This is a genomic window from Aequorivita lipolytica, from assembly GCF_007997135.1.
Taxonomy (GTDB): Bacteria; Bacteroidota; Bacteroidia; order Flavobacteriales; family Flavobacteriaceae; genus Aequorivita; species Aequorivita lipolytica.
On sequence record NZ_VORU01000001.1, the window covers coordinates 477,892 to 498,925 of the forward strand.

General features: G+C 38.0%; 18 protein-coding genes and 1 tRNA gene. 12 read left to right on the forward strand and 7 right to left on the reverse strand.

Annotated features, from left to right (window positions below):
- Positions 1 to 3: 3 nt before the first annotated feature.
- From ftsA to ESV24_RS02020, 4 genes are all read left to right on the forward strand, one after another.
- Positions 4 to 1,356: a cell division protein FtsA gene (gene ftsA / locus ESV24_RS02005; RefSeq protein ID WP_111814136.1), complete on the forward strand. Its 1,353-nt coding sequence runs from the start codon at positions 4 to 6 to the stop codon at positions 1,354 to 1,356.
- A gap of 70 nt (positions 1,357 to 1,426) precedes the next feature.
- Positions 1,427 to 3,403, forward strand: coding sequence for a cell division protein FtsZ (gene ftsZ / locus ESV24_RS02010; RefSeq protein WP_111813907.1), 1,977 nt, complete (start codon positions 1,427 to 1,429; stop codon positions 3,401 to 3,403).
- 149 nt (positions 3,404 to 3,552) lie between these two features.
- Positions 3,553 to 4,002 carry a GatB/YqeY domain-containing protein gene (locus tag ESV24_RS02015; RefSeq protein ID WP_111813909.1) on the forward strand — a complete coding sequence of 150 codons (450 nt, stop codon included), beginning with the start codon at positions 3,553 to 3,555 and terminating at the stop codon, positions 4,000 to 4,002.
- Positions 4,003 to 4,133: 131 nt separating this feature from the next.
- Positions 4,134 to 4,207: transfer RNA gene (locus ESV24_RS02020), tRNA-Arg, on the forward strand.
- Positions 4,208 to 4,379: 172 nt separating this feature from the next.
- On the opposite strand, the gene ESV24_RS02025 is transcribed toward ESV24_RS02020, so the two are convergent.
- Positions 4,380 to 4,820, reverse strand: coding sequence for a DUF1569 domain-containing protein (locus tag ESV24_RS02025; RefSeq protein WP_111813911.1), 441 nt, complete (start codon positions 4,818 to 4,820; stop codon positions 4,380 to 4,382).
- A gap of 131 nt (positions 4,821 to 4,951) precedes the next feature.
- On the opposite strand from ESV24_RS02025, the gene radC reads away from it, so the two are divergent.
- Genes radC through ESV24_RS02055 form a run of 6 tightly spaced genes read left to right on the forward strand, consistent with a single transcriptional unit; the run spans position 4,952 to position 10,438 of the window.
- On the forward strand, positions 4,952 to 5,647 hold the full coding sequence (gene radC / locus ESV24_RS02030) for a RadC family protein (protein ID WP_111813913.1): 696 nt from the start codon (positions 4,952 to 4,954) through the stop codon (positions 5,645 to 5,647).
- Between the two features lie 6 nt (positions 5,648 to 5,653).
- On the forward strand, positions 5,654 to 6,949 hold the full coding sequence (locus tag ESV24_RS02035) for a DUF7033 domain-containing protein (RefSeq protein ID WP_111813915.1): 1,296 nt from the start codon (positions 5,654 to 5,656) through the stop codon (positions 6,947 to 6,949).
- A complete protein-coding gene (locus ESV24_RS02040; protein WP_111813917.1) occupies positions 6,939 to 7,628 on the forward strand; it encodes a YjjG family noncanonical pyrimidine nucleotidase in 690 nt (229 codons plus the stop codon). Before ESV24_RS02035 ends, ESV24_RS02040 begins: the two co-directional genes overlap by 11 nt.
- 50 nt (positions 7,629 to 7,678) lie before the next feature.
- The gene (locus ESV24_RS02045; protein WP_111813918.1) at positions 7,679 to 8,224 is read left to right on the forward strand and encodes a hypothetical protein; all 546 of its coding nucleotides are present in this window, start codon (positions 7,679 to 7,681) and stop codon (positions 8,222 to 8,224) included.
- A gap of 4 nt (positions 8,225 to 8,228) precedes the next feature.
- Positions 8,229 to 9,644, forward strand: coding sequence for a DUF5723 family protein (locus ESV24_RS02050; RefSeq protein WP_111813920.1), 1,416 nt, complete (start codon positions 8,229 to 8,231; stop codon positions 9,642 to 9,644).
- Entirely contained in the window at positions 9,641 to 10,438 is a 798-nt protein-coding gene (locus ESV24_RS02055; RefSeq protein ID WP_111813922.1) for a hypothetical protein, read from the forward strand. The genes ESV24_RS02050 and ESV24_RS02055 overlap by 4 nt, the downstream gene beginning before the upstream one ends.
- Here ESV24_RS02055 and ESV24_RS02060 read toward each other — a convergent pair.
- Positions 10,435 to 11,712 carry a replication-associated recombination protein A gene (locus tag ESV24_RS02060; protein WP_111813924.1) on the reverse strand — a complete coding sequence of 426 codons (1,278 nt, stop codon included), beginning with the start codon at positions 11,710 to 11,712 and terminating at the stop codon, positions 10,435 to 10,437. The genes ESV24_RS02055 and ESV24_RS02060 overlap by 4 nt on opposite strands.
- Positions 11,713 to 11,887: 175 nt before the next feature.
- Here ESV24_RS02060 and ESV24_RS02065 point away from each other — a divergent pair, with 175 nt between their 5' ends.
- On the forward strand, positions 11,888 to 12,670 hold the full coding sequence (locus ESV24_RS02065) for a rhomboid family intramembrane serine protease (RefSeq protein ID WP_111813925.1): 783 nt from the start codon (positions 11,888 to 11,890) through the stop codon (positions 12,668 to 12,670).
- Positions 12,671 to 12,672: 2 nt separating this feature from the next.
- Here ESV24_RS02065 and rlmB read toward each other — a convergent pair whose 3' ends face one another.
- From rlmB to ESV24_RS02090, 5 genes are all read right to left on the reverse strand, one after another.
- On the reverse strand, positions 12,673 to 13,413 hold the full coding sequence (gene rlmB, locus ESV24_RS02070) for a 23S rRNA (guanosine(2251)-2'-O)-methyltransferase RlmB (RefSeq protein ID WP_111813926.1): 741 nt from the start codon (positions 13,411 to 13,413) through the stop codon (positions 12,673 to 12,675).
- 137 nt (positions 13,414 to 13,550) lie between these two features.
- Positions 13,551 to 13,979 (reverse strand): hypothetical protein, encoded by a 429-nt coding sequence (locus ESV24_RS02075; RefSeq protein WP_111813928.1) that lies wholly within the window; start codon positions 13,977 to 13,979, stop codon positions 13,551 to 13,553.
- Between the two features lie 22 nt (positions 13,980 to 14,001).
- A complete protein-coding gene (locus ESV24_RS02080) occupies positions 14,002 to 15,432 on the reverse strand; it encodes a RagB/SusD family nutrient uptake outer membrane protein (RefSeq protein WP_111813930.1) in 1,431 nt (476 codons plus the stop codon).
- A gap of 21 nt (positions 15,433 to 15,453) precedes the next feature.
- Entirely contained in the window at positions 15,454 to 18,477 is a 3,024-nt protein-coding gene (locus ESV24_RS02085; RefSeq protein WP_235003966.1) for a SusC/RagA family TonB-linked outer membrane protein, read from the reverse strand.
- 168 nt (positions 18,478 to 18,645) lie between these two features.
- Positions 18,646 to 20,343 (reverse strand): BamA/TamA family outer membrane protein, encoded by a 1,698-nt coding sequence (locus ESV24_RS02090; protein ID WP_111813933.1) that lies wholly within the window; start codon positions 20,341 to 20,343, stop codon positions 18,646 to 18,648.
- A 226-nt stretch (positions 20,344 to 20,569) separates the two neighbouring features.
- Here ESV24_RS02090 and rpsL point away from each other — a divergent pair, with 226 nt between their 5' ends.
- Complete coding sequence (gene rpsL, locus ESV24_RS02095) at positions 20,570 to 20,944, forward strand: 30S ribosomal protein S12 (protein ID WP_014782632.1); 375 nt, start codon at positions 20,570 to 20,572, stop codon at positions 20,942 to 20,944.
- Positions 20,945 to 21,034 lie beyond the last annotated feature (90 nt).

Below are 21,034 nucleotides of genomic sequence, written 5' to 3' on the forward strand. Positions count from 1 at the left end.
GCCATGGAAAACGATAATATTGCTGTAGGATTGGATATTGGAACTACCAAGATAGTTGCTATGATTGGTAGAAAAAACGATTATGGCAAAATGGAAGTTTTGGGAATTGGAAAAGCGAAGAGCCTTGGTGTGCACCGTGGGGTTGTTAACAATATTACCCAAACCATTCAATCCATTCAGCAAGCGGTACAAGATGCGGAAACTTCCTCAGGTTTGAAAATCAAGGAAGTGGTTGTTGGTATTGCAGGGCAGCACATTCGTAGTCTTCAGCACAGTGATTACATTACCCGGGCTAATGGTGAAGACGTAATACAGGAAGAAGATATTGACCGTCTTTGCAACCAGGTTCACAAATTGGTAATGCTTCCCGGTGAAGAAATATTACACGTTTTGCCACAGGATTTTAAGGTTGACGGACAAGCAGAAATAAAGGAACCCATCGGGATGTACGGTGCACGTTTGGAAGCTAATTTTCACGTGGTTGTTGGGCAGGTTTCCTCAATTAGAAATGTGGGGCGATGCATAAAGAGTGCTGGTTTAGAACTTTCAGCCATTACTTTGGAACCATTGGCTTCTGCAAAAGCAGTACTTAGCCAAGAGGAAAAAGAAGCTGGTGTAGCCTTGATAGACATAGGTGGCGGAACGACGGACTTGGCAATCTTTAAAGATGGAATTATTCGACACACAGCGGTTATTCCTTTCGGAGGAAATGTAATTACCGAAGACATAAAAGAAGGTTGCTCAATCATTGAAAAGCAGGCAGAATTGCTGAAAATAAAATTCGGATCTGCTTGGCCGGGAGAAAATAAAGACAACGAAATTGTGTCTATTCCTGGGTTAAGAGGAAGAGAGCCAAAGGAAATCAGTCTTAAAAACCTTTCAAAAATAATCCACGCACGCGTTATTGAAATTATCGAGCAGGCGTATATGGAAATAAAAAATTACGGACACGAAGATCAAAAAAAGAAACTAATTGCTGGTATTGTTTTAACTGGAGGAGGAGCACAGCTTCAGCATATTAAACAACTTGTGGAATACATTACAGGAATGGATACGCGCATTGGTTATCCAAACGAGCATTTGGCCGGCGATAGCGATGCCGAAACCACCAGCCCAATGTACGCAACTGCAGTAGGTTTAGTGTTGAATAGTTTGGAAAGCAAAGAAAAATCTTCATTAATGAAACGCTTTTCGCACGACGTATCTGAAAAAGATAAAGAGGTAAAGGAAAACGTAACTGAGACGGAAGAGGAAAATAAAGAAGAGCAAGGCAAAGAAAAGGAACAGAAAACCTCAAAACGGTTTTTTGATAAATGGGCAGAGAAGTTTAAGGAGTTTCTTGACAACGCTGAGTAAAAGTGTTCAGTTTTTAGTAACAGAATACAATAAGTATAAAAAATAAAAAATTGCAATAAAAAATAAAATTATGAGCAGCAAAACAGAATTTGAAAACATTTCATTCGATCTGCCGAAAAACCAATCAAATGTGATAAAGGTTATCGGAGTTGGCGGCGGAGGGAGTAATGCCATTAACCATATGTTCAGCCAGGGCATAAAGGGAGTAGACTTTGTAATCTGTAATACAGATTCGCAAGCATTGGAAAATAGCCCTGTGCCAAACAAAATCCAATTGGGAGTATCCTTAACTGAAGGTTTGGGTGCTGGCGCAAACCCTAAGGTTGGCGAACAGTCTGCCGTGGAAAGCATGGAAGAGATTCGCAGTATGCTTACCACAAATACAAAAATGATTTTCATTACTGCCGGAATGGGTGGCGGAACTGGTACTGGTGCCGCGCCTATTATTGCAAAAATGGCGAAAGACATGGACATTCTTACGGTTGGGATCGTAACTATTCCGTTTCAGTTTGAAGGAAAAACCAGAAATGAGCAAGCGCATATTGGAGTAGAAAAACTGCGTCAGAATGTAGATTCTTTGGTAGTTATCAATAACAATAAATTACGTGAAGTTTATGGAAACCTTGGTTTTAAAGCAGGATTTTCAAAAGCTGATGAAGTTTTGGCCACCGCTGCTCGTGGTATAGCCGAAGTAATTACACATCACTACACACAAAACATTGACCTTCGCGACGCCAAAACTGTACTCGCAAACAGCGGAACCGCCATTATGGGAAGCGCCACAGCTTCTGGAGCTAACAGGGCTAAAGAAGCCATTGGCAGAGCTTTGGATTCTCCATTGCTTAACGATAATAAAATTAAAGGTGCCAAAAACGTGCTGCTGCTTATCGTTTCCGGAACAGATGAAATTACTATTGATGAAATTGGTGAAATCAGTGACCATATTCAAAATGAAGCTGGCCACAGCGCAAATATCATTATGGGTGTGGGCGAAGAGGAAAGCTTAGAGGGATCAATCTCAATTACCGTAATAGCAACGGGTTTTAACTTTGAGCAACAGAACGAAATAGTAAATACAGAAACAAAAAAAATAATCCACACCCTGGAAGACGAGCAAAAAGCTGAACATGATTTAACGCCCAAAACAACTGCTACAGCTGTAAGATTGCCTGAAAATCCTTTGCCTTCCCAGCTTAAGTCTGATACTTCAGCTATAACGCACACACTATTTGACGAAGCGGAAGTTGAAGAAAAGTTGCCTTTTGATGGTTACATCAAAACTTCGGAATTGCTTAAAAACATAGGTGTTTCCTATGAAGAGGTTGAAGTTAAAAATATAGAGGAATTCAATCAAGTAGAAGTAAATAAAATAAACGTTAATGAGTTTGTAATTATTGAAGCACCAAAAAAGCAAGAAGCGGACAAAGTAAACACTCCGAAAATTGCTTTTGAAGATACTGATGAGCAAATATTGATGTTTGACCTTCCTATAAATTCAGCTTCCAAAAAGAGTGCTGAAAAGGAAAAAAAAGATGAAAATGTTATCTTCGATTTAGGGCAGATAGAAGTACAGGATCACGTTGAAATTGTTCCCATAACAGAAGTTTCCGGCGAGGGGATAAAGCGTTACAGCCTTGACGATTATCAAGAAGTCGAAAATAGATTGAACAGTGCCAAACCTTCAAAATTGACTGCTGAAGAAGTTGAAGACGAAGAGATTGTTTTCGAAAAAAGAACTGTTTCTGAGCCTAATGTGAAACAAAAAGATTCGCGAGAATTGGACGATCCGATGAATTCTCCAATAGCAAAAATTTTGAGCGATCGTACCGAGGAGCGTAAGCGTAAAATGAAGGAGTTCAATTATAAGTTTAAAAATAGTCCTTCCCGAATTGACGAGATTGAAAAACAACCTGCTTACAAACGTATGGGGATTGATCTGAATGAAACTAAAGAACAATCGAACATTTCTCGAACCTCAGTAAATACAGAGGACGATGACATTGAGTTGCGCAAAAACAATTCATTTCTGCACGACAATGTGGACTAGGTGATTTTATTTCACTTAAAGCAGGGGCCCAAATTTCTTAATCGAGTTTGGGTCTTTTTTGTGAATCCTTATTTCATTCATAAATCTACTTTTTACAGTTTCCCATTTCGGCTTAATTAAGTATCTTCGCAATCTATTAAAAACAGACAATGAGCTTACAGGATAAAGTTATGGATGCGATGAAAACCGCAATGAAAGCGAAGGATGCACAATCTTTGGAAGCCTTGCGTTCTGTTAAATCTGCCCTGCTTTTGGCACAGACCGAAACTGGTTCAAAGGCTGATTTAACTGAGGAGGAAGAATTAAAATTACTTCAGAAACAGGTTAAGCAGCGTAAGGATAGTGCGGCAATTTACAAAGAACAAGGCCGTGAAGATCTTGCGGAGCCAGAATTGGCACAGGCAAAGGTAATAGAGCAGTTTTTACCGGCGCAGTTAAGCGAGGAAGAAGTGAGTAAGATTGTAGATCAAATAATTGCGGAGACCGGTGCTTCATCTATGGCAGATATGGGTAAAGTAATGGGCTTGGCAAGTGCAAGACTTACTGGAAAAGCTGATGGCAAAACAATATCAACGGCAGTTAAATCAAGGCTTAGTTAAAAGTTATTGGTTAATAGTTAATTGTTCACTGAGTTGAATCCATAATTTTTATTTTTGAACATTGAACATTGAACATTGAACATTGAACATTGAACATTGAACATTGAACATTGAACATTGAACATTGAACCGGCCGCGTGGCGCAACTGAATAGCGCATCAGATTTCGGCTCTGAGGGTTGGGGGTTTGAATCCCTTCGCGGTCACGAATAAATGGAAAAGGCAAATCTAAAATTTTGAGCGAGCTCAATTTTAGATTTGCCTTTTCTATTTTCAATCCCGATAGCTATCGGGAGAGCTTTGAGGGATCACCGTAGATAATCCCATTCGTGAATGCATGCTTTTTTTACCTTTTAGTCTTCAAACAGAGATTTAATTTTATGCCCTAAATTGTTTCAAATGATGGTCCAGATGTTTGTATTGCATTTGCCCCCATTGTTGCGGCGTAAATTTTCCAAAAATAGGATGTGGGTCCCATTGTGTCTGGTTTTTCTTTGTGTGGAATTCATCCACTAACTTTTCAAGTGCTTCTTGTTCGGTTGCAAAATCCTTGCTTTCCGAAATTTTAAAAGATTTGGCAGTAGGTAAATTCTGTCGCCACGGTTTGTCATTATATAGCGATTTTTTAAAAAGAAATGCTAGTGGAATGAATTGCTTTTTTACATCTCCTTTGCCCAAAGAAACATTCAACGGTTGCTGACAATGATGAAGAGCTTGGCCAATATCCATTTTTCCCCACTTTCGTTCACTTTCTGAATTCAGCGTTTTAAGTCTTTTCTTTATTTCTGTGTATGCTTCGTCATCAAAAAGTGATTTCATATTTAGATTTTTGAAATTAAAAGAATAAATTTATTCAATAATTGGCAAAATTGTATCATACCGAAAGATTGTTTTCAAAAAACAATTCACATTTAGCTATTCATTATTATCTTTAAGGAAACAGAAAAACTTTGGAAGAAAATAATTCCTTTTCCATAAAAAACTGGAACGAAGACGATCGCCCACGTGAGAAACTCTTGCTAAAAGGGCGCATTGCCCTGAGCGATGCCGAATTGATTGCAATACTTATTAGCTCCGGCAGTCGAAATGAAAGTGCGGTTTCACTTAGCCAGCGCATTCTGGCTTCAGTAGATAATAATTTAAGCGAATTGGGACGGCTCTCCATTCCAGAGTTAATGGAGTTCAAAGGTATTGGTGAAGCCAAGGCAATAAGTATAGCTGCTGCTATGGAACTTGGACGAAGGAGAAGAGCAGGAGAGGCTTTGGAACGAAAAAAAATTACCTCAAGCAATTCTGTTTTTGAATACATTCAACCTATTATTGGCGAACTTCCGCACGAGGAATTTTGGGTTCTTTATCTCAACAATTCAAACAAAATAATTAAAAGTGCACAGCTTAGCAAAGGCGGTATCACGGGTACGGTTGTGGATGTTCGCTTGGCTTTTAAAGAGGCTTTACAACTTGGGGCCGTAGGTATTATCTTGGCTCACAACCATCCTTCGGGTGCGCTTAAACCCAGCCAAGCCGATATTCAATTGACCAAAAAGCTGAAAACAGCGGGAGAAAGCTTGGACATAAAAGTGCTGGACCATCTTATAATTACCGAAAAAGCGTATTTTAGCTTTGCCGATGAAAATATGCTGTAATCTCCTATGCTTTTAATCTACACCCAAAAACTTACTCCACGTATATCCTATATATTTAAGCATATTTGTTTGCGTATTTTGGGTATTGATGCAGTTTTTACTTCAGTTATAGAGGAGTTTATTGCGCACCTTGGGCCAAAAATTTCATACGGTAAAAAGCCTTTGGGCAATGAATTATTTTTTCAAAGCAACGGACTTTTGGAACAGCAGGGGCTTGAGGCCATTGAGGTTAGCGTAAAAAAGTGGGGTGACACCTATGGTTTCTTTTCGGTTTCGAATAGCAGCGCTCTGCCTTTTGATATTTTCGCCTCCACCTTTTTTATGTTAACGCGCTATGAGGAATATCTTCCACATGTAAAGGATGAAATGGGAAGATTTATGGCTTCGGAAAGTTTAGCTTTTAAAGAAGGGTTTTTACAGCAGCCCGTTGTAGATATTTGGGCGTATATTTTTAAGGAAAAACTGCTGGAGGCATTTGCTGAAATTGTTTTTCCGAAGAAGAAAATTATCATCCATCCAGTCATTGAAGCTTCCCAGCCTTACGCTTATAAACAAAAAGGTATTTTTCGCTCTGTCGTTGGTTTTTTTGATAGTCTAATCCACGGAAAATTTCGAAATATTATAACTCGAGCTCAAGTAATTGTAGGGTTGAAACGCGATCCTTTGGACACTTTTAAGTGGATCGTGAACAAAGCGAACCGCAGTAATTTTAAGCTTACCGTTTTCTTTATGTTGGGCAATGCATTGTCGTTCAATGAAAGTATGAACACCCATCGGCAAAAAATTAAATTGCTAATTAAATTCTTAGCGGATTATAAGGAAGTGGGGCTTATCTTTTCATTTAATGCGCTGAGCGATTACGAAATTTTAAAAAGCGAAATACGCCGTATGGAGGAAATAACAAACCGTTCTCTAGACAGCTCGATGAATTCTGAGTTTTTGGTAAACCTGCCTGATATTTATAGGCATTTGGTAGAGCTGGAAGTAAAGCGCGACTATACCATGGTATTTCGAGACACAGTTGGTTTTAGGGCCGGAACCTGTACGCCGTTTCTGTTTTATGATTTGGATTATGAAATTAAAACCCCATTATTAGTGCATCCCGCAGCAATGACAACATTTGCTTTTCAAAAAAAGTATGCTTTAGATATTGAAAAAACAGTTAATAATACAATTGCTTCAATTGAAAGAGTAAACGGAACTTTCACGATGATTTTTTCAAACAAGGATTTTTCTTCTGAAGAAAACAACAAAGTTTGGCGCCAAATCTTTTCAGAAAAATTGCAGCAATATGAAGGATAGGGGAATAACGGATGTTTTTTTTGATTTGGACCACACCCTATGGGATTTTGATAAAAATTCAGGCTTGGCGTTTGAAAGAGTTTTCAAAAAACATAAAATTGAATTACCACTCACAGATTTTTTAAAGGAATATGAGCCAATTAATTTTGATTATTGGAAAAAATATCGCGAAGACCGGGTTACCAAAGAAGAATTGCGTCGTGGAAGGTTGACGGAGACCTTTGCTATTTTCAAAATCAAATTTTCGCTTGATATTATTGACTCGCTCGCGCATTGTTACATTGAGGAACTCCCTGTAAACAACCATCTTTTTTTGGGAGCGGTTGAAACTCTTGAATATCTTTCGGCAAAATATAAACTTCATATTATTACAAATGGCTTCGAGGAAGTGCAATATTTGAAACTTCAGAACAGTGGTATAAAAAAATATTTTAACACCATAACTACTTCCGAAGAGGTAGGATTAAAGAAGCCACATCCTGTCATGTTTGAAACAGCTTTAAAGAAGGCTTCGGTTTTGGCCGGAAAAAGCATTATGATTGGCGATAGTCTGGAAGCTGATATTATTGGAGCTAAAAATGTAGGGATGCATACGTTGTTATTTAACTACAGAAATGAAATTGTAACCGACCCATATTTCATTATTAACAATCTGGCAGAAATAAAAAATCATTTGTAGTAATAATCCTGCATAAACGAACGTTACTAACAGATAAACTATCCCTACTAATGAATAAAACCTTATACCAATCCATTTTTTTGGTTTGTGTATGCCTATTTTTTACGGCATGCATTAAGGACACCGATTTTGATCAAACAGAAGATATTGCCTTGACACCAGTCGTGGAATTGGATCTGATTTACTTCAATCTTCGAGCGTCTGATTTTTTTGACTCCATAAATTCTACCCCCATACTTACAGTTAGCGATACCACGGAGATTAGGTTTTTGGACGACAGTACTCTTCAGGAAAGCTTGAAACGCGCAGAATTCTATTTTAAGTTTACCAACAGTATTCCTCGAAATTTCCAGGTTGATTTCCAATTTTTAAGTGAAACCAATGACACTACATACGTTGCGGGTACCTTTGTATCTGAAGGTCTGCCAGCCGCTCCCGTAATTACGGAATATATACAAAATGTAGAAGGGGATGATATATTGAGCCTCACACAGGCTAACAAAGTTGTGGTTTCGGTAACGATACCCTCTTCCAATGAAAATTTGGAGGGCACCTTAAATTTAAAATCCAAAACAACCTACTTTTTGGAATATTAATACAATGCGAAATATATTTACTTACATACTATCCCTCGTGGGCTTTTTTGCTATTTCCCAGAATAAGCAAATACTTTACGGCTTTGATGATATTCCGCAATCACTGTTGGTGAATCCCGGCAGTAAAGTAACCCAGAAAAAACATTACGGAATTCCGTTTCTGTCTCAAATCCATTTTAATGGTGGCTCTTCAGGCGTGTCGGTTTATGATATTTTTAAAGATGGAAATGATAATATCAACGATCGCATTACACAAAAGATATTTGAAATGAAGAATACAGATTTCTTCACGGCAACACAACAATTGGAACTCATTAATTTTGGTTGGAGGGCAAGGAACGAAATCTATTTTTCGGGCGGAATTTACCAAGAGTTTGACTTTATCGCCTATTTCCCAAGAGACTTGGCAATACTCGCGTGGGAAGGAAATAGAGACTACCTGAACTATTCTTTTGATTTAGGTGAGATTAGTACCACAGGCGATTTTATGACTGTTTACCATTTTGGGTTGAACAAAAAAATCAACGATAAACTAACAGTCGGTGCGCGTTTGAAACTATATTCCAGTATGTTCAGTTACCGAAGCGTTAATAATACCGGAACTTTTACAACCCGATTGGGTGATGAGAATTCTGAAAATATTTACGAACACACAGTCCAAAATGCTGATGTTAGTGTAGAAACTTCCGGCTATGTTTCATTGCGCGATTTGGACGGCGCTTCACAAGTAACCAGTGAAATTTTAGGTAGAGCCTTTTTTGGAGGAAACATTGGAGTGGGAGTAGATTTAGGTTTCAATTACGATATTAATGAGGCGTGGTCACTTTCTGCAAGTGCATTGGACGTTGGCGCTATTTTTCACTCCAAAGACGTGGAAAGCTATCGCGCCCAAGGAACGTATACTTTAGATGGAATAAACCTGATTTTTCCACCACTAAATGAAGGAGATCCCACTTTTCCGTATTATGATGATCTAGAAGATGAAATAGAACGTGAGATTCCAATAGATACAATTCAAAATTCATATACCCAATTTCGACCTGTAAAAATAAATGCTGGGTTGAGTTTTGGCTTTGGAAGATTTGATATGTCTGGGGACTGCGACTGTTTAAATATGGACGGTGGAAAGCTTCACAAACAAAACCTCGGATTGCAATACTACGCTATATTTAGACCGAAAGGCCCACAAATGGCGGGAACTCTCTTTTACCACAGAAGACTCACAGAATATCTATCTGCAAAGGCAACTTACACCGTAGATTCCTATTCCTTTTCAAATGTAGGTTTGGGAATTTCGGCAGATATCGGTAAGATCAATTTTTACCTCGCTGCGGATAATCTAATAAGGTATAGCAATTTGGCAAAAGCAAAAAGTGTATCTTTACAACTAGGTTTCAACATAATAATTGACGAAGAATGACACGATTTTTAATGCTCGCAATTGCTTTCTTTTTAACTACAAGCGTTGGTGCACAGACTACAAATTTAAGTGATTACAGCTACGTTGTTGTTCCCGAACAGTTTAGTTTTTTCAATGAAAAGGATAAGTATCAAGTAAACTCCATGACAAAATTTTACTTGGAAAAAAGCGGTTTTAACACCTATTGGTCTGCAGATACACCCAACGCCAACCGTTGCGATGGTCTATATGCAGACGTAGAGAAATTGAGCAGTATTTTCGGAACAAAACTTCAAGTAGTTTTAAAGGATTGCAACAACGTTGAAATTTACAGAAGTCAAGAGGGAAAAAGTAAGTATAAGGAATTTGACAAGACATACCAGGACGCTCTCCGCAAAGCTTTCAATAGTTTAGAAGCTATGAACGTAAAACAAAAAAATATTGTTCTTTTGAGAAATATTCCAAACAGCGTGGTAGTTTCTAAAGAAACAAATCAAAATCCGGTTATGGAAGAACTTACAAAGCCAAAGGTTTCAAGAGTATCTGGGAATTTACTGCCCGATGCAAAATTTTCTAACTACGCTAATTCTGGAAAAACATTTCTGCTTCGGAAAACTGCTGATGGATATTCTTTATATGAAGAATCTACCAGTACGGCGGATGGGCTTCTTTTAATAGGAAAAATAATAGTGATTGAAAAAGTGGTTAAGTATATAGATACTTCTGGAAAAGTTTCAGAGGCATCTTTTGATCCCTCTGGAAATCTTATAATCGAAGGCGATTCTTCACCGACTGTTTATAAATCTGTAAATTAGAAATCGTATTTATCTTTCCAAAGTTGCTTTAAATAAACTTTCAGCGCATTTTCCTTTGGGTTGTTCCCAGGCTTGTAAAAAGTTGTTCCTTTTATTTCGTCGGGTAAAAATTCGTGCGGAACAAAATTGCTTTCGTAATTGTGCGCGTACTCATATTCCTTTCCGTAACCTAATTGCTTCATAAGTTTAGTTGGAGCGTTTCTGATAGACAAGGGAACAGATAAGTCTCCAGTTTGTCTAACCAGTTGTTGTGCTTCGCCTATGGCTTTATACGAAGCATTGCTTTTTGGTGAAGTTGCCAGATAAATAGCGCACTGGCTCAAAATTATACGCGCTTCGGGGTAACCAATGGTATTAACGGCCTGAAAAGTACTTGTTGCCAATAAAAGCGCATTTGGATTTGCATTCCCAATATCTTCAGACGCTAAGATTACCATTCTTCTAGCAATGAATTTTATATCTTCTCCGCCTTCAATCATTCTTGCCAACCAATAAACAGCAGCATTTGGGTCAGTTCCACGAATAGATTTTATAAATGCCGAAATAATGTCGTAATGCTGTTCTCCGGTTTTATCATACAGCACAGTGTTTTTTTGTGCTTTTTGCATAACCAGGTCGTTAGTTATTGAAATCTTTTCATCTTTTTCTGAAAGTACCACCAGTTCCAGAATGTTTAGAAGCTTGCGTGCATCGCCTCCAGAAAGTCTTATAAGCGCTTCAGTTTCCTTGAGAGTTACTTTTTTTTGGGAGAGAACTTCGTCTTCCTTTAAAGCTCTTTTAAGTAATGCCTCCATATCTTCACGAGTGAAAGATTCCAAAACATAAACCTGACAGCGCGACAATAATGCGGGAATTACTTCAAAACTTGGATTTTCAGTAGTAGCTCCAATTAGGGTAATCCATCCTTTTTCAACAGCACCCAAAAGCGAATCCTGCTGCGATTTACTGAAACGGTGTATTTCATCAATAAATAGAATTGGATTTTTAGTTGAAAATAGACTATCGCTCTTTTTTGCCTTTTCTATCACTTCCCGAATGGCAGCCACACCACTATCAACGGCGCTCAACGTATAAAATGGTCTGCCACTTTCATTGGCAATTATGTTCGCAAGGGTGGTTTTGCCGGTTCCCGGTGGTCCCCAAAAAATAATAGAGGGAATCATTCCAGTGGCTAATTGTGAAGTAAGTGAGCCTTTTGGCCCAACTAAATGTTGCTGGCTTAAATAACTTTCTAGGCTCGTTGGGCGGATTCTTTCGGCAAGAGGTGCGTTCATAGATTTCATCTTTATAAAATATTTCAGAAATAAGAAGATGGAATGCCCAGATAATAACTTCGTTTGTTTTGCAATTCGTTAATGGGCATTTCAAAATTACAATTTTAATATATCGGTTTCACTGACAATTTATCATAAATTTGATTTTAGGATTGTTTTTTGTAACCTGTCTTTTATGTCGAATTCAAACCAATTACAATTTAGCCCGGGAGTTTTTGGATATCCATTATTTTTTGTGATGGTGCTATGGGTGGTATTTTGGGTTGAGACACGTTTTAATATTAATTTCAATTCTTTCGGTATATATCCCGGCAAATTGGAAGGTTTACAGGGTGTTATTTTTAGTCCTTTCATCCATGGCAGTCTGGAGCATCTTTTCAATAACTCGGTTCCGCTTTTCGTATTAACTGCCGCACTCTTCTATTTTTATAATGATATTCGCTGGAAGGTTTTGTGCTATGGCTTATTATTGACCGGTTTGGCGACTTGGGCTATTGGCCGTCCGTCGCTACATATAGGCGCGAGTGGGGTAGTTTATATGCTTGTCGCTTTTTTATTTTTCAAGGGAATTTTTTCGAAACAATTTCAACTAACAGCACTGGCGTTGGTAGTGGTTTTCTTGTACGGTGGATTGCTGTGGTATGTTTTTCCTGTAGATCCAGAGATATCTTGGGAAGGACATTTGTCCGGCTTTTTTGTGGGGTTGTTATTTGCGTTCTTGTTTAAGGGTAATCCTATTGAGAACAAAAAATATGAATGGGAAAAGGAAAGTTACAATCCAGAGAACGATCCTTTTTTAAAACAGTTTGACGAAGATGGAAATTTTATTGAATTGGCAAAAGAAACCAGTGCTACAGATGGTCAACAATCAATAAAAGAATTAACTGCAGATGGAACTAAGAAGATCATTAAAATAGTGTACAGTATAAAAAAAAGTACTGACACCAAGACTGAATAACATTATAAACGTCTCTGTCTTGTTATTTCATATAAAAAAGCTCCGCATGCAACTGAGACGTTTAAGGAATTTATTTCGCCAAGTAGGGGTAGAGAGGCTCTCTCGTCTACCAAACCAAGTACAGATTTGGACACGCCCTTTCCTTCAGAACCCATTATAATGGCCACTGGTCTTGCTAAGTCTAAAGAATATATTTCTGTTTGCGTTTTCTCCGTTGCGGCAATAGTTATAATTCCAGAGCCTTGTAGGTAAAAAATGGCGTCTTTAATATGTTCTACTTTACAGATTGGTATTTTAAAAATAGCTCCGGCCGATGTTTTTACGGTATCTCCTGAAACTGGAGCTCCTCCAGACTTCTGAATAATAACGGCATCAACGCCAGTACATTCTGCTGTGCGCAATATGGCTCCAAAGTTTCTAACGTCCGTTATCTGGTCTAAAACTAGGAATAATGGGGGCTTATCGCTCTCTAGGGCTTTTGCAACAACTGATTCCAACGAATGAAATGCAACAGGAGATGTGAGGGCGACAATGCCCTGATGGTTACCTCTGGTGAGTCTATTCAGTTTTTCAAAAGGAACTATGCTAACAGATACGTTTGCCTTTTCCAAATCTTTAACGAGGCTTTCAATTTTATCGCTATCTATTCCTTTTTGAACGAATACCTTATCAAAGACAACCTGTGAGGTTAATGCTTCTTTAATAGGGTAAATGCCAAAGATGGTGTTGGTTTTGTCTTGCATTGATGTGTTGCTTATAATTTAAATCTCGGTAAAGGTAAATAGAATATTCGTTCTATGTTATTTTAAATTTGGCATAAAAAAAGCATCCCTTAATTGAAAGGGATGCTCTATAAATTGAATTGTATTCTAATTAGAAATTAATTCCTAACACCTATTAAAGTTCTACCTCCAGATACAACGTCAGCTTCCCCTTGAATTGCAAGGCGGAAAAATGATCTGTCTTCGGTAATGGAATTGTCTACTCCTGTAACCTCAATGCTTGCTTCACGCGTATTTGCAGGAAAAGTTACAGTAGTTTCAAACGTATAGTTATCCGGCGCTGTGCCTAGAGTGTCTACAGGTACTGTAGTGACTGAAAACGTTCTATCTGAACTCGATATATCAGACACGAATAAATCTACGGTTGTACTTTTGGTACCTCCTTCTGGAATACCGTTAATATTCTTCGTAGCAGTTGTAAAACCTACAACCGTTTTACGATCTGCGTTATAATCATCGTAAGTTTCGCAAGAAACGGCAACTATCGCTATGGCAAGAATGACCATTATTATATTAGCTTTTTTCATTTTTTATAGATTTTAAAAATTATTAATACCCAGGATTTTGAACAAGGTTAGGGTTTAGATCCTTTGCTGTTTGGGGTATAGGTAATTGGAATTTAAAGCTACCAGCAGGTAATGATAATTGATCGGATGCTGTACCTGAACCGTCAGCCAAGTCGCCAAAACTTTCACGTTCTACAGGCAATCCCCATCTTTTTAAGTCAAAGAAACGCTGATATTCAAAAGCGAATTCCAATCTTCTTTCTAAGCGAATTGCATCGCGTAAAGCAGTACCGGTTTCGCCACTTGGAGGTGTTAAGTATCTTTTAGTCCTAACAGCATCCAAAGCAGTTCTTGCTGGTCCTTCTTGACCTAGATTATAAAGAGCCTCAGCCTTGTTCATAGCAGCTTCAGCAGCACGGAAAATTTTAATATCTACTTTTCCTGGAGCTCCACCTGTTCTTTTGTATAATTTTTTAATTGCATTGAAATCTAGATCGTCATTTGATGCTTGAAATGTATACGCATCTTTACGAATATCATCATCAGCAAAAAGAGTATAAAGATCGAAGGAAACAACGTATTCTGGAATTAAGGTATTATCACCTCCTTGGCTCCAAGTAACGCCAATGCTATTGTTCAAAATTGGTGGCTCAACTGGTATGTAAAATGTTAAGCCTGCCTGATTCGCATCTTCCCATACACCCACAACTTTATCGCGAGGAGCTATTGGAGTGGCAACAGCATTAGCTGCATTAATTGAATTTTGCCATTGACCCATATATAAATATACCCTTGACAATAAAATATTCACTGCATCTTTGCCCATTCTTCCGGGGCCGTTATCATCATTGATATTTGCTGCGGCGTCTGTTAAATCCTGTACTAATTTATCATATACAGCCCCAACTGTTTCTCTAGCAGGCTCAATAAGTGGATCAGGTTCGGTAACATAGGCTATACCTAAACTTCCGTTAGCATCACCAGATTGGGTTGGTATTTTTCCGAAGAAAGTTACAACGTCAAGATGCGCCAATGCTCGTAAAGCTTTCGCTTCAGCAACTACGTTAGCTTTATTATCTCCTTCAAAACCTTCGCTTTTCGATAAAAGTACATTCGCACGATATATTAATTCATATGCACGAATGTATAAGCCTCCCATCGGCTCATCTGAAGCTCCATAACGCCAATTGTGCAGTGTTCTTCTAGTTTGACGACCCTTTTGGGCGAAAGTAACATTGTCTGCCAATACATCTGGCGCATCAAGCATGCCGCCTGCATCGCTACCCCCGTAAAGAGGTCCAAAAGTTAATGATGCATAAACACCACGGATGGCATTTTCAAAATCAGCTGCTGTAACGTAAGCATTTTCAGTACCAAATTCATCAAACGGTACCTGATCCAGTTCATTATCACAAGAGGTGAAGCCTCCTATAATTAATGCTAAAACTGTTATTTTATAAATTATTTTTTTCATTGTATCAATTTTTTTTAAAAATTAGAAACTTACATCCAAACCAAATTGGATTGACTTGGTATTTGGATAGCTATATAATGTAGCTTCACCAGGAGCAACTGCATTTGCAAAAGAAATGGTTTCTCCAGATGAAAGACCTACTTCTGGATCTCCCCAAAATTTAGTAAAGGTCAAAAGGTTTTGACCTTGTGCATAAATTCTCAAAGAGCTAATAGGAGTCTTGTCTAAATACTTACTAGGGAAACTGTATGATAAAGTAACATTACGCATACGAATATAATCTCCCTTTTCTAGCCATCTGTCTGAATTTCCCATAACAGTTGCATCTTCAGTGGAATAAATTGGACTTGGCAATACATTAGTATCTCCAGGTTGTTGCCAGTAATTGAAAGCATTCGTAGACTGATTGTCTTCAATTGCTAAACCATCTGATTCACGGTCCGAACGAACAAAGTTATTTATCCAGTTTCCTGCTTTGAAAACAAAGTCAGTACGAAGACCAAAACCTTTATAAGTAATATTTGAGAAGAAACCTCCTTCTTTATCAGCAATGGTAGATTTACCTTGGAATACACGGTTATCGTTTTCATCAGTTGGTAATTTATCAGCTGTATAAACGTTACCATCTGCCCCGTAAAATAAACCACGTCCTGTTGCAGGATCTACACCGGCATAACGTACTAGGAAGTGTTCATTAATTTTCTGACCTTCTTTAAAACGAATATTGAAAGCATCTTCTGGAGTTATATCCTCACCGTCTGGAAGCTCTACAATCTCTGTGTCCAAGAATATAATATTTCCTCCCAAAGTCCAAGTGAAATCAGGACTGCGGAAAACATCAGCTTGTAATGAAATCTCAAGACCTTTGTTCTGAATTTCTCCTAAGTTACCATCGATTGAACCTACTCCTGATTCATAAGTTGTTGGAATAGGGAAAAGCAAATCTGTTGTATTTCTGATAAAATAATCAGACACCAAACGAACTCTTTTATTAAACATATTAAGTTCTAGACCAATGTTGTAGGTTTCTGTAGTTTCCCACTGTAGTTCAGGGTTTGCAACACGTGTAGGAATTGTACTAGATCCACCTGGATAAGAATCAAAACCTACTGTACCCTGAGAGGCGTAACGGCTAATACCCGTTCTGTTACCTACAGTTCCATAAGCAGCTCTAATCTTAAAGTCATTTACTGCGTCAACTGAAAAGAAATCTTCTTTTGCAATGTTCCAACCAAGACTTCCACTGTAGAAGGTTCCATATCTTACATCAGTACCAAAGTTAGAAGAACCATCACGACGTACAGATGCAGAAAGAAGATATTTTTCTTGGTAGTCATAATCTGCAAATGCTCCGTAAGAAACTAATGTTAATCTGCTTCTATTGGTAAAACCATTATCAAGGGTAGATGCATTTGTTTGCGTAGTTAACAAAGCTGAAGGAAATCCTTTACTTCTAACAAATAAACGGTTAAACTCATTCATGTTATATTCATATAAACCCAAAACATTCAAGTTGTGATTGTTTTTGTTTAAATTATATACCAAGCGATTACTTACAGTCAAATCTAGTCTGTGTTGTTGGTCATCAAATTTATTTCCTGTAGGATTATCAGCACCTTCTAATATTACGTCCAATATTCCACCAGGTTTTGAATAACTCTCTCTTCTAGTTGCGCCCCAGTTAACAGCCACATTAAAGCCATAACTCCAGTTTTTGCTGAAAGTTACTACTGCATCAACGCTACCTATAGTTTGGTTGTCTATATCCTCGCTAGGTTCAGATAATAAAGCACCGCGAATTGGGAAACCTGTGTGTGTTGGGTTATAAACAGGATTTCCGTTATCATCAATTACGGTGTTCCCCTCATCATCTAAAAGGAATTCTGTTTCATATGCGTTATAATCAAGTATACCGCGGAAAGGGTTTTGTGTATTGTTTCTATCGCGAGGTTCATCGCTCATAGATCTTGAGTAACCAACGTTAACACCAACAGAAAGCCATTCTTTGGCATCAAAGTTTACGTTAAGACGAGTACCCAATCTTTCAAAACCGTCAATATTATCAATAATACCAGTGTTTCTGTCATTAGATACAGAAAAGTAATAATCCACTTTTTCAGCACCACCAGAAATAGCAACACTATTGTTTTGGACAATACCATCCTTTAAAATAATATCTCTCCAATCTACCTCTCTATCCAAAAGTTGTTGACGTTCTGGAGATCCAGGTTGGGTTGTAACACCCGGTAAGGTTGCAGCACCAGTAACACCCAATGCATACATCTCCGCTTCATATTGCAATTTTTGGGATGCATTCATCATAGTGTAGTTTGGATCGATCATCGATGAAACTCCATATCTGGAGCTAAAACGAATTACAGCATCTTTATTACGATTACCGTTCTTTGTGGTTATAACCACAACTCCGTTAGCACCACGCGATCCATAACGAGCAGTAGTTGCGGCATCCTTAAGAATTGTGATATTCTCAATGTCCTCATTAGGAATATTTGCAAGATCTTGCTCTCTAATAGGAGAACCGTCTACAATATATAATGGGGAAGAAGCTCCAGCTGTCAATGATCCCGTTCCACGAATACGAACAAAAGCTCCTTGACCTGGTTTACCGTTAGCAGCAGTTACCTGCACTCCGGCCGCCTTACCTTGCAGCATATTATCAATACTGGTGGTCGGTGCCATTTGCGACAATTCCGAAGCGGAAATTGATACAACTGCAGATGTCTGTACCGTTTGATTTCGTGTAGAATACCCTGTAACAACAACCTCTTCCAAAGACGCACCAGGCATCAATGTAATGTTTATTGAATTTTGGGCTCCTACTTTTACTTCCTTGGTGTCAAAACCTACATAACTAAAAGTAAGTGTCTGGCCCACATTTGCAGAGATGGTGTAATTTCCATCAAAATCTGATTGTGTACCACTACTTGTACCTTTAATAATAACGTTTGCACCAGGCAATGGCAGACCTGTATCGTCTGTCACTGTACCTGTAATAGTTTTTTGCTGCGCGAAGGTAAGCTGCACAACTAACACTAATAATAGCGTTAAAATTCCACTAAACTTTGTTCTCATTTTTATAAATTATTTGAATTAGCCAACGGCAAAAATCATAATAAAAAGTTAATTACACAAGTATTTGCTCCCAATTTTATGTTTTATTTGGCTAAATCCCGTGGGTTAAGGTGATCTTCGCTAAAATTTTGATGAAATGCTGATGTGTATTTTGGTATTAGAAAAACTGAAATCTCCATCTTGCGCATTACCGTTGGCGACGTTAAAACGAAATAACCCGGCTTGAGTGCTCAGCCCAAGACCAAGACCGAAACTGTAGATGTTCTGTTTCACTGAGATGGTTTCGTTCTCAAAATAGCCAAAGTCTATAATGCTATGAACGTAAACCCCGTCATTAAATTGATAGCGATATTCTGTATTCAGTATGGAAAAAAGAGAGGCGTCAATGCTGTTCTCGTTAAAACCGCGAATGCTATTAATTCCTCCGAAACGAAATAGCTCATTGGTCAAATAGCTTTCGCTAAAAAGAACACTAGTGCTATTTGCTACAAATATGGAGTTTCTATAATTCAAATTGAAAATATTGTTTACTGTAGCTTCAATGCTAATTTGACTCTCAGATTTATCTTCCTTTTTGCGGGATCCAAAGCCCATATCCAAGTATATTGATGTTTTTACAGGAAAAAGTTTTCGATTTTGGGGTTTTATGTAGTTGCCTCCTAAAATGAAGAATTGAGATTTAAAATCCTCGATTGGAACACCTGCCACTGCTTCATCCAGTAGGTTGCTAGAATCATAACCTTTGTAGCCAATATGAATAGTGGATTTTGGGTTAAGCTGATAGGTAGTGCGAACTTGTTGCTCGGTTGTAATAAAGGTGCTATCTCTTTTAAATATCATCAGCTCTCCACTCAAACCGAATGGGGTGGCAAATAGGTAGGGTAGTGTAAGCTTGGTTCTAAAATTCACTTGCTCTTTTCCATCTGCTTTATAGTTAATCAAAAGTTGCTCGCCGTAGTTTAAGTTATTGTTTAGCTCTAAATTTAGATATCCGTTGAATGTTAATTTTTGAGTTTCCTCATCGGTGGCAAAACCTAATATTCCATCAAATAGATTGTTGTTCTGTTTTTCCAGATAAAAATATACTACAGTGGAGTCTTTTCGGAATAATGCCTCTGGGGGTTTTATAGTGGACACAAACCCAAGGCTGTTTAAACTTTCATTTTGTGAAACCAATTTTTTCTGGTTGAAAATTTTTGTCTTGCGGATGCCTGAGTAATATTTCAGAAATGATCGCGGGAACTTTTCATATCCTTTTACTACGATGGAATCTATCGTTCTGATCTTTCCGTTGTCTATAAACAAGGTTGCACTCAAGCCATTATTTTCATCTTTGTGGAAACCTGTAAGTTTTACCCGTGCAAAAGCATTTCCTTTTTGGTTGCGGAGTGCGGTTAGTTTTCTCAATGAATTGGGAATGGTTTCAAAGGGCAGCACAAAATATGATTCGTCAATTTCTGAAACCACTTGTTGAAGTTCTTTTTTTGTGAAATCTTCTTCAGAATAAAAAATTTTCAGTTCGCTGTATTTTCTTCCGAGGAAAAAATCTGCGCTGTAGCTGCTATCGTTTTCTTTTTTCAGTTCAAGCAGTTCGCTTTCAATATAACCCATGCGCTGAAGTTTCAAATACAGCGTATCTGCTTCGCTTTTCAAAGAAGTGAAGTCTTTGAAAGTAGTTTGCATTCGCAGTGAATCTGCCATGCTTTTAGAAATAGCCTTTTCAGCCTTTATGGAAAGCGAAAGCTCCTGTGCTTTTATTCCGAAGATAAAACAGCTATATATATTAAGGTACAGAAAAAAGTAAAGTGGGTGTTTCAAATCAGTGTTCAGTATTCAATGTTCAATAAATAACATTACTTCTTGAGCAAGCAGCATTCCCAAAACTAACGTTTCAACTTGCCATTTCATATCTAAAAATAAAAAATATTAAAAGTAGGCGGAAAATTAATTCGGTAAGGTTTGATTTATGAAAAAAAAATTCTACATTTGCATCCCCTAAAAATAGGGGTGTTTTATTTTTAAACAGTAATAATACATATTTTATATGCCAACAATTTCACAATTAGTACGTAAAGGAAGGACCAAAATAACCAAGAAGAGTAAATCGGTTGCTTTGGATTCGTGCCCACAACGTCGTGGTGTTTGTACGCGTGTATATACTACTACACCTAAGAAACCAAACTCTGCTATGCGTAAAGTAGCAAGGGTTAGGCTTACAAATGGTAAAGAAGTAAACGCATACATACCAGGCGAAGGTCACAATCTCCAAGAGCACTCGATAGTATTGGTTAGAGGTGGAAGGGTAAAGGATTTACCAGGAGTTAGGTATCACATTGTTCGTGGAGCTTTAGACACCGCAGGTGTTGCAGGCCGCACACAACGTAGATCTAAGTATGGTGCAAAACGCCCAAAGAAGTAGAAACGCAATGCTTGCGTTTTAAGAAAAATGAAAACGGGTTAATGTTAAGTGTTAGCAGAACAACTAGCAATTAGGATTAACCATTAACAA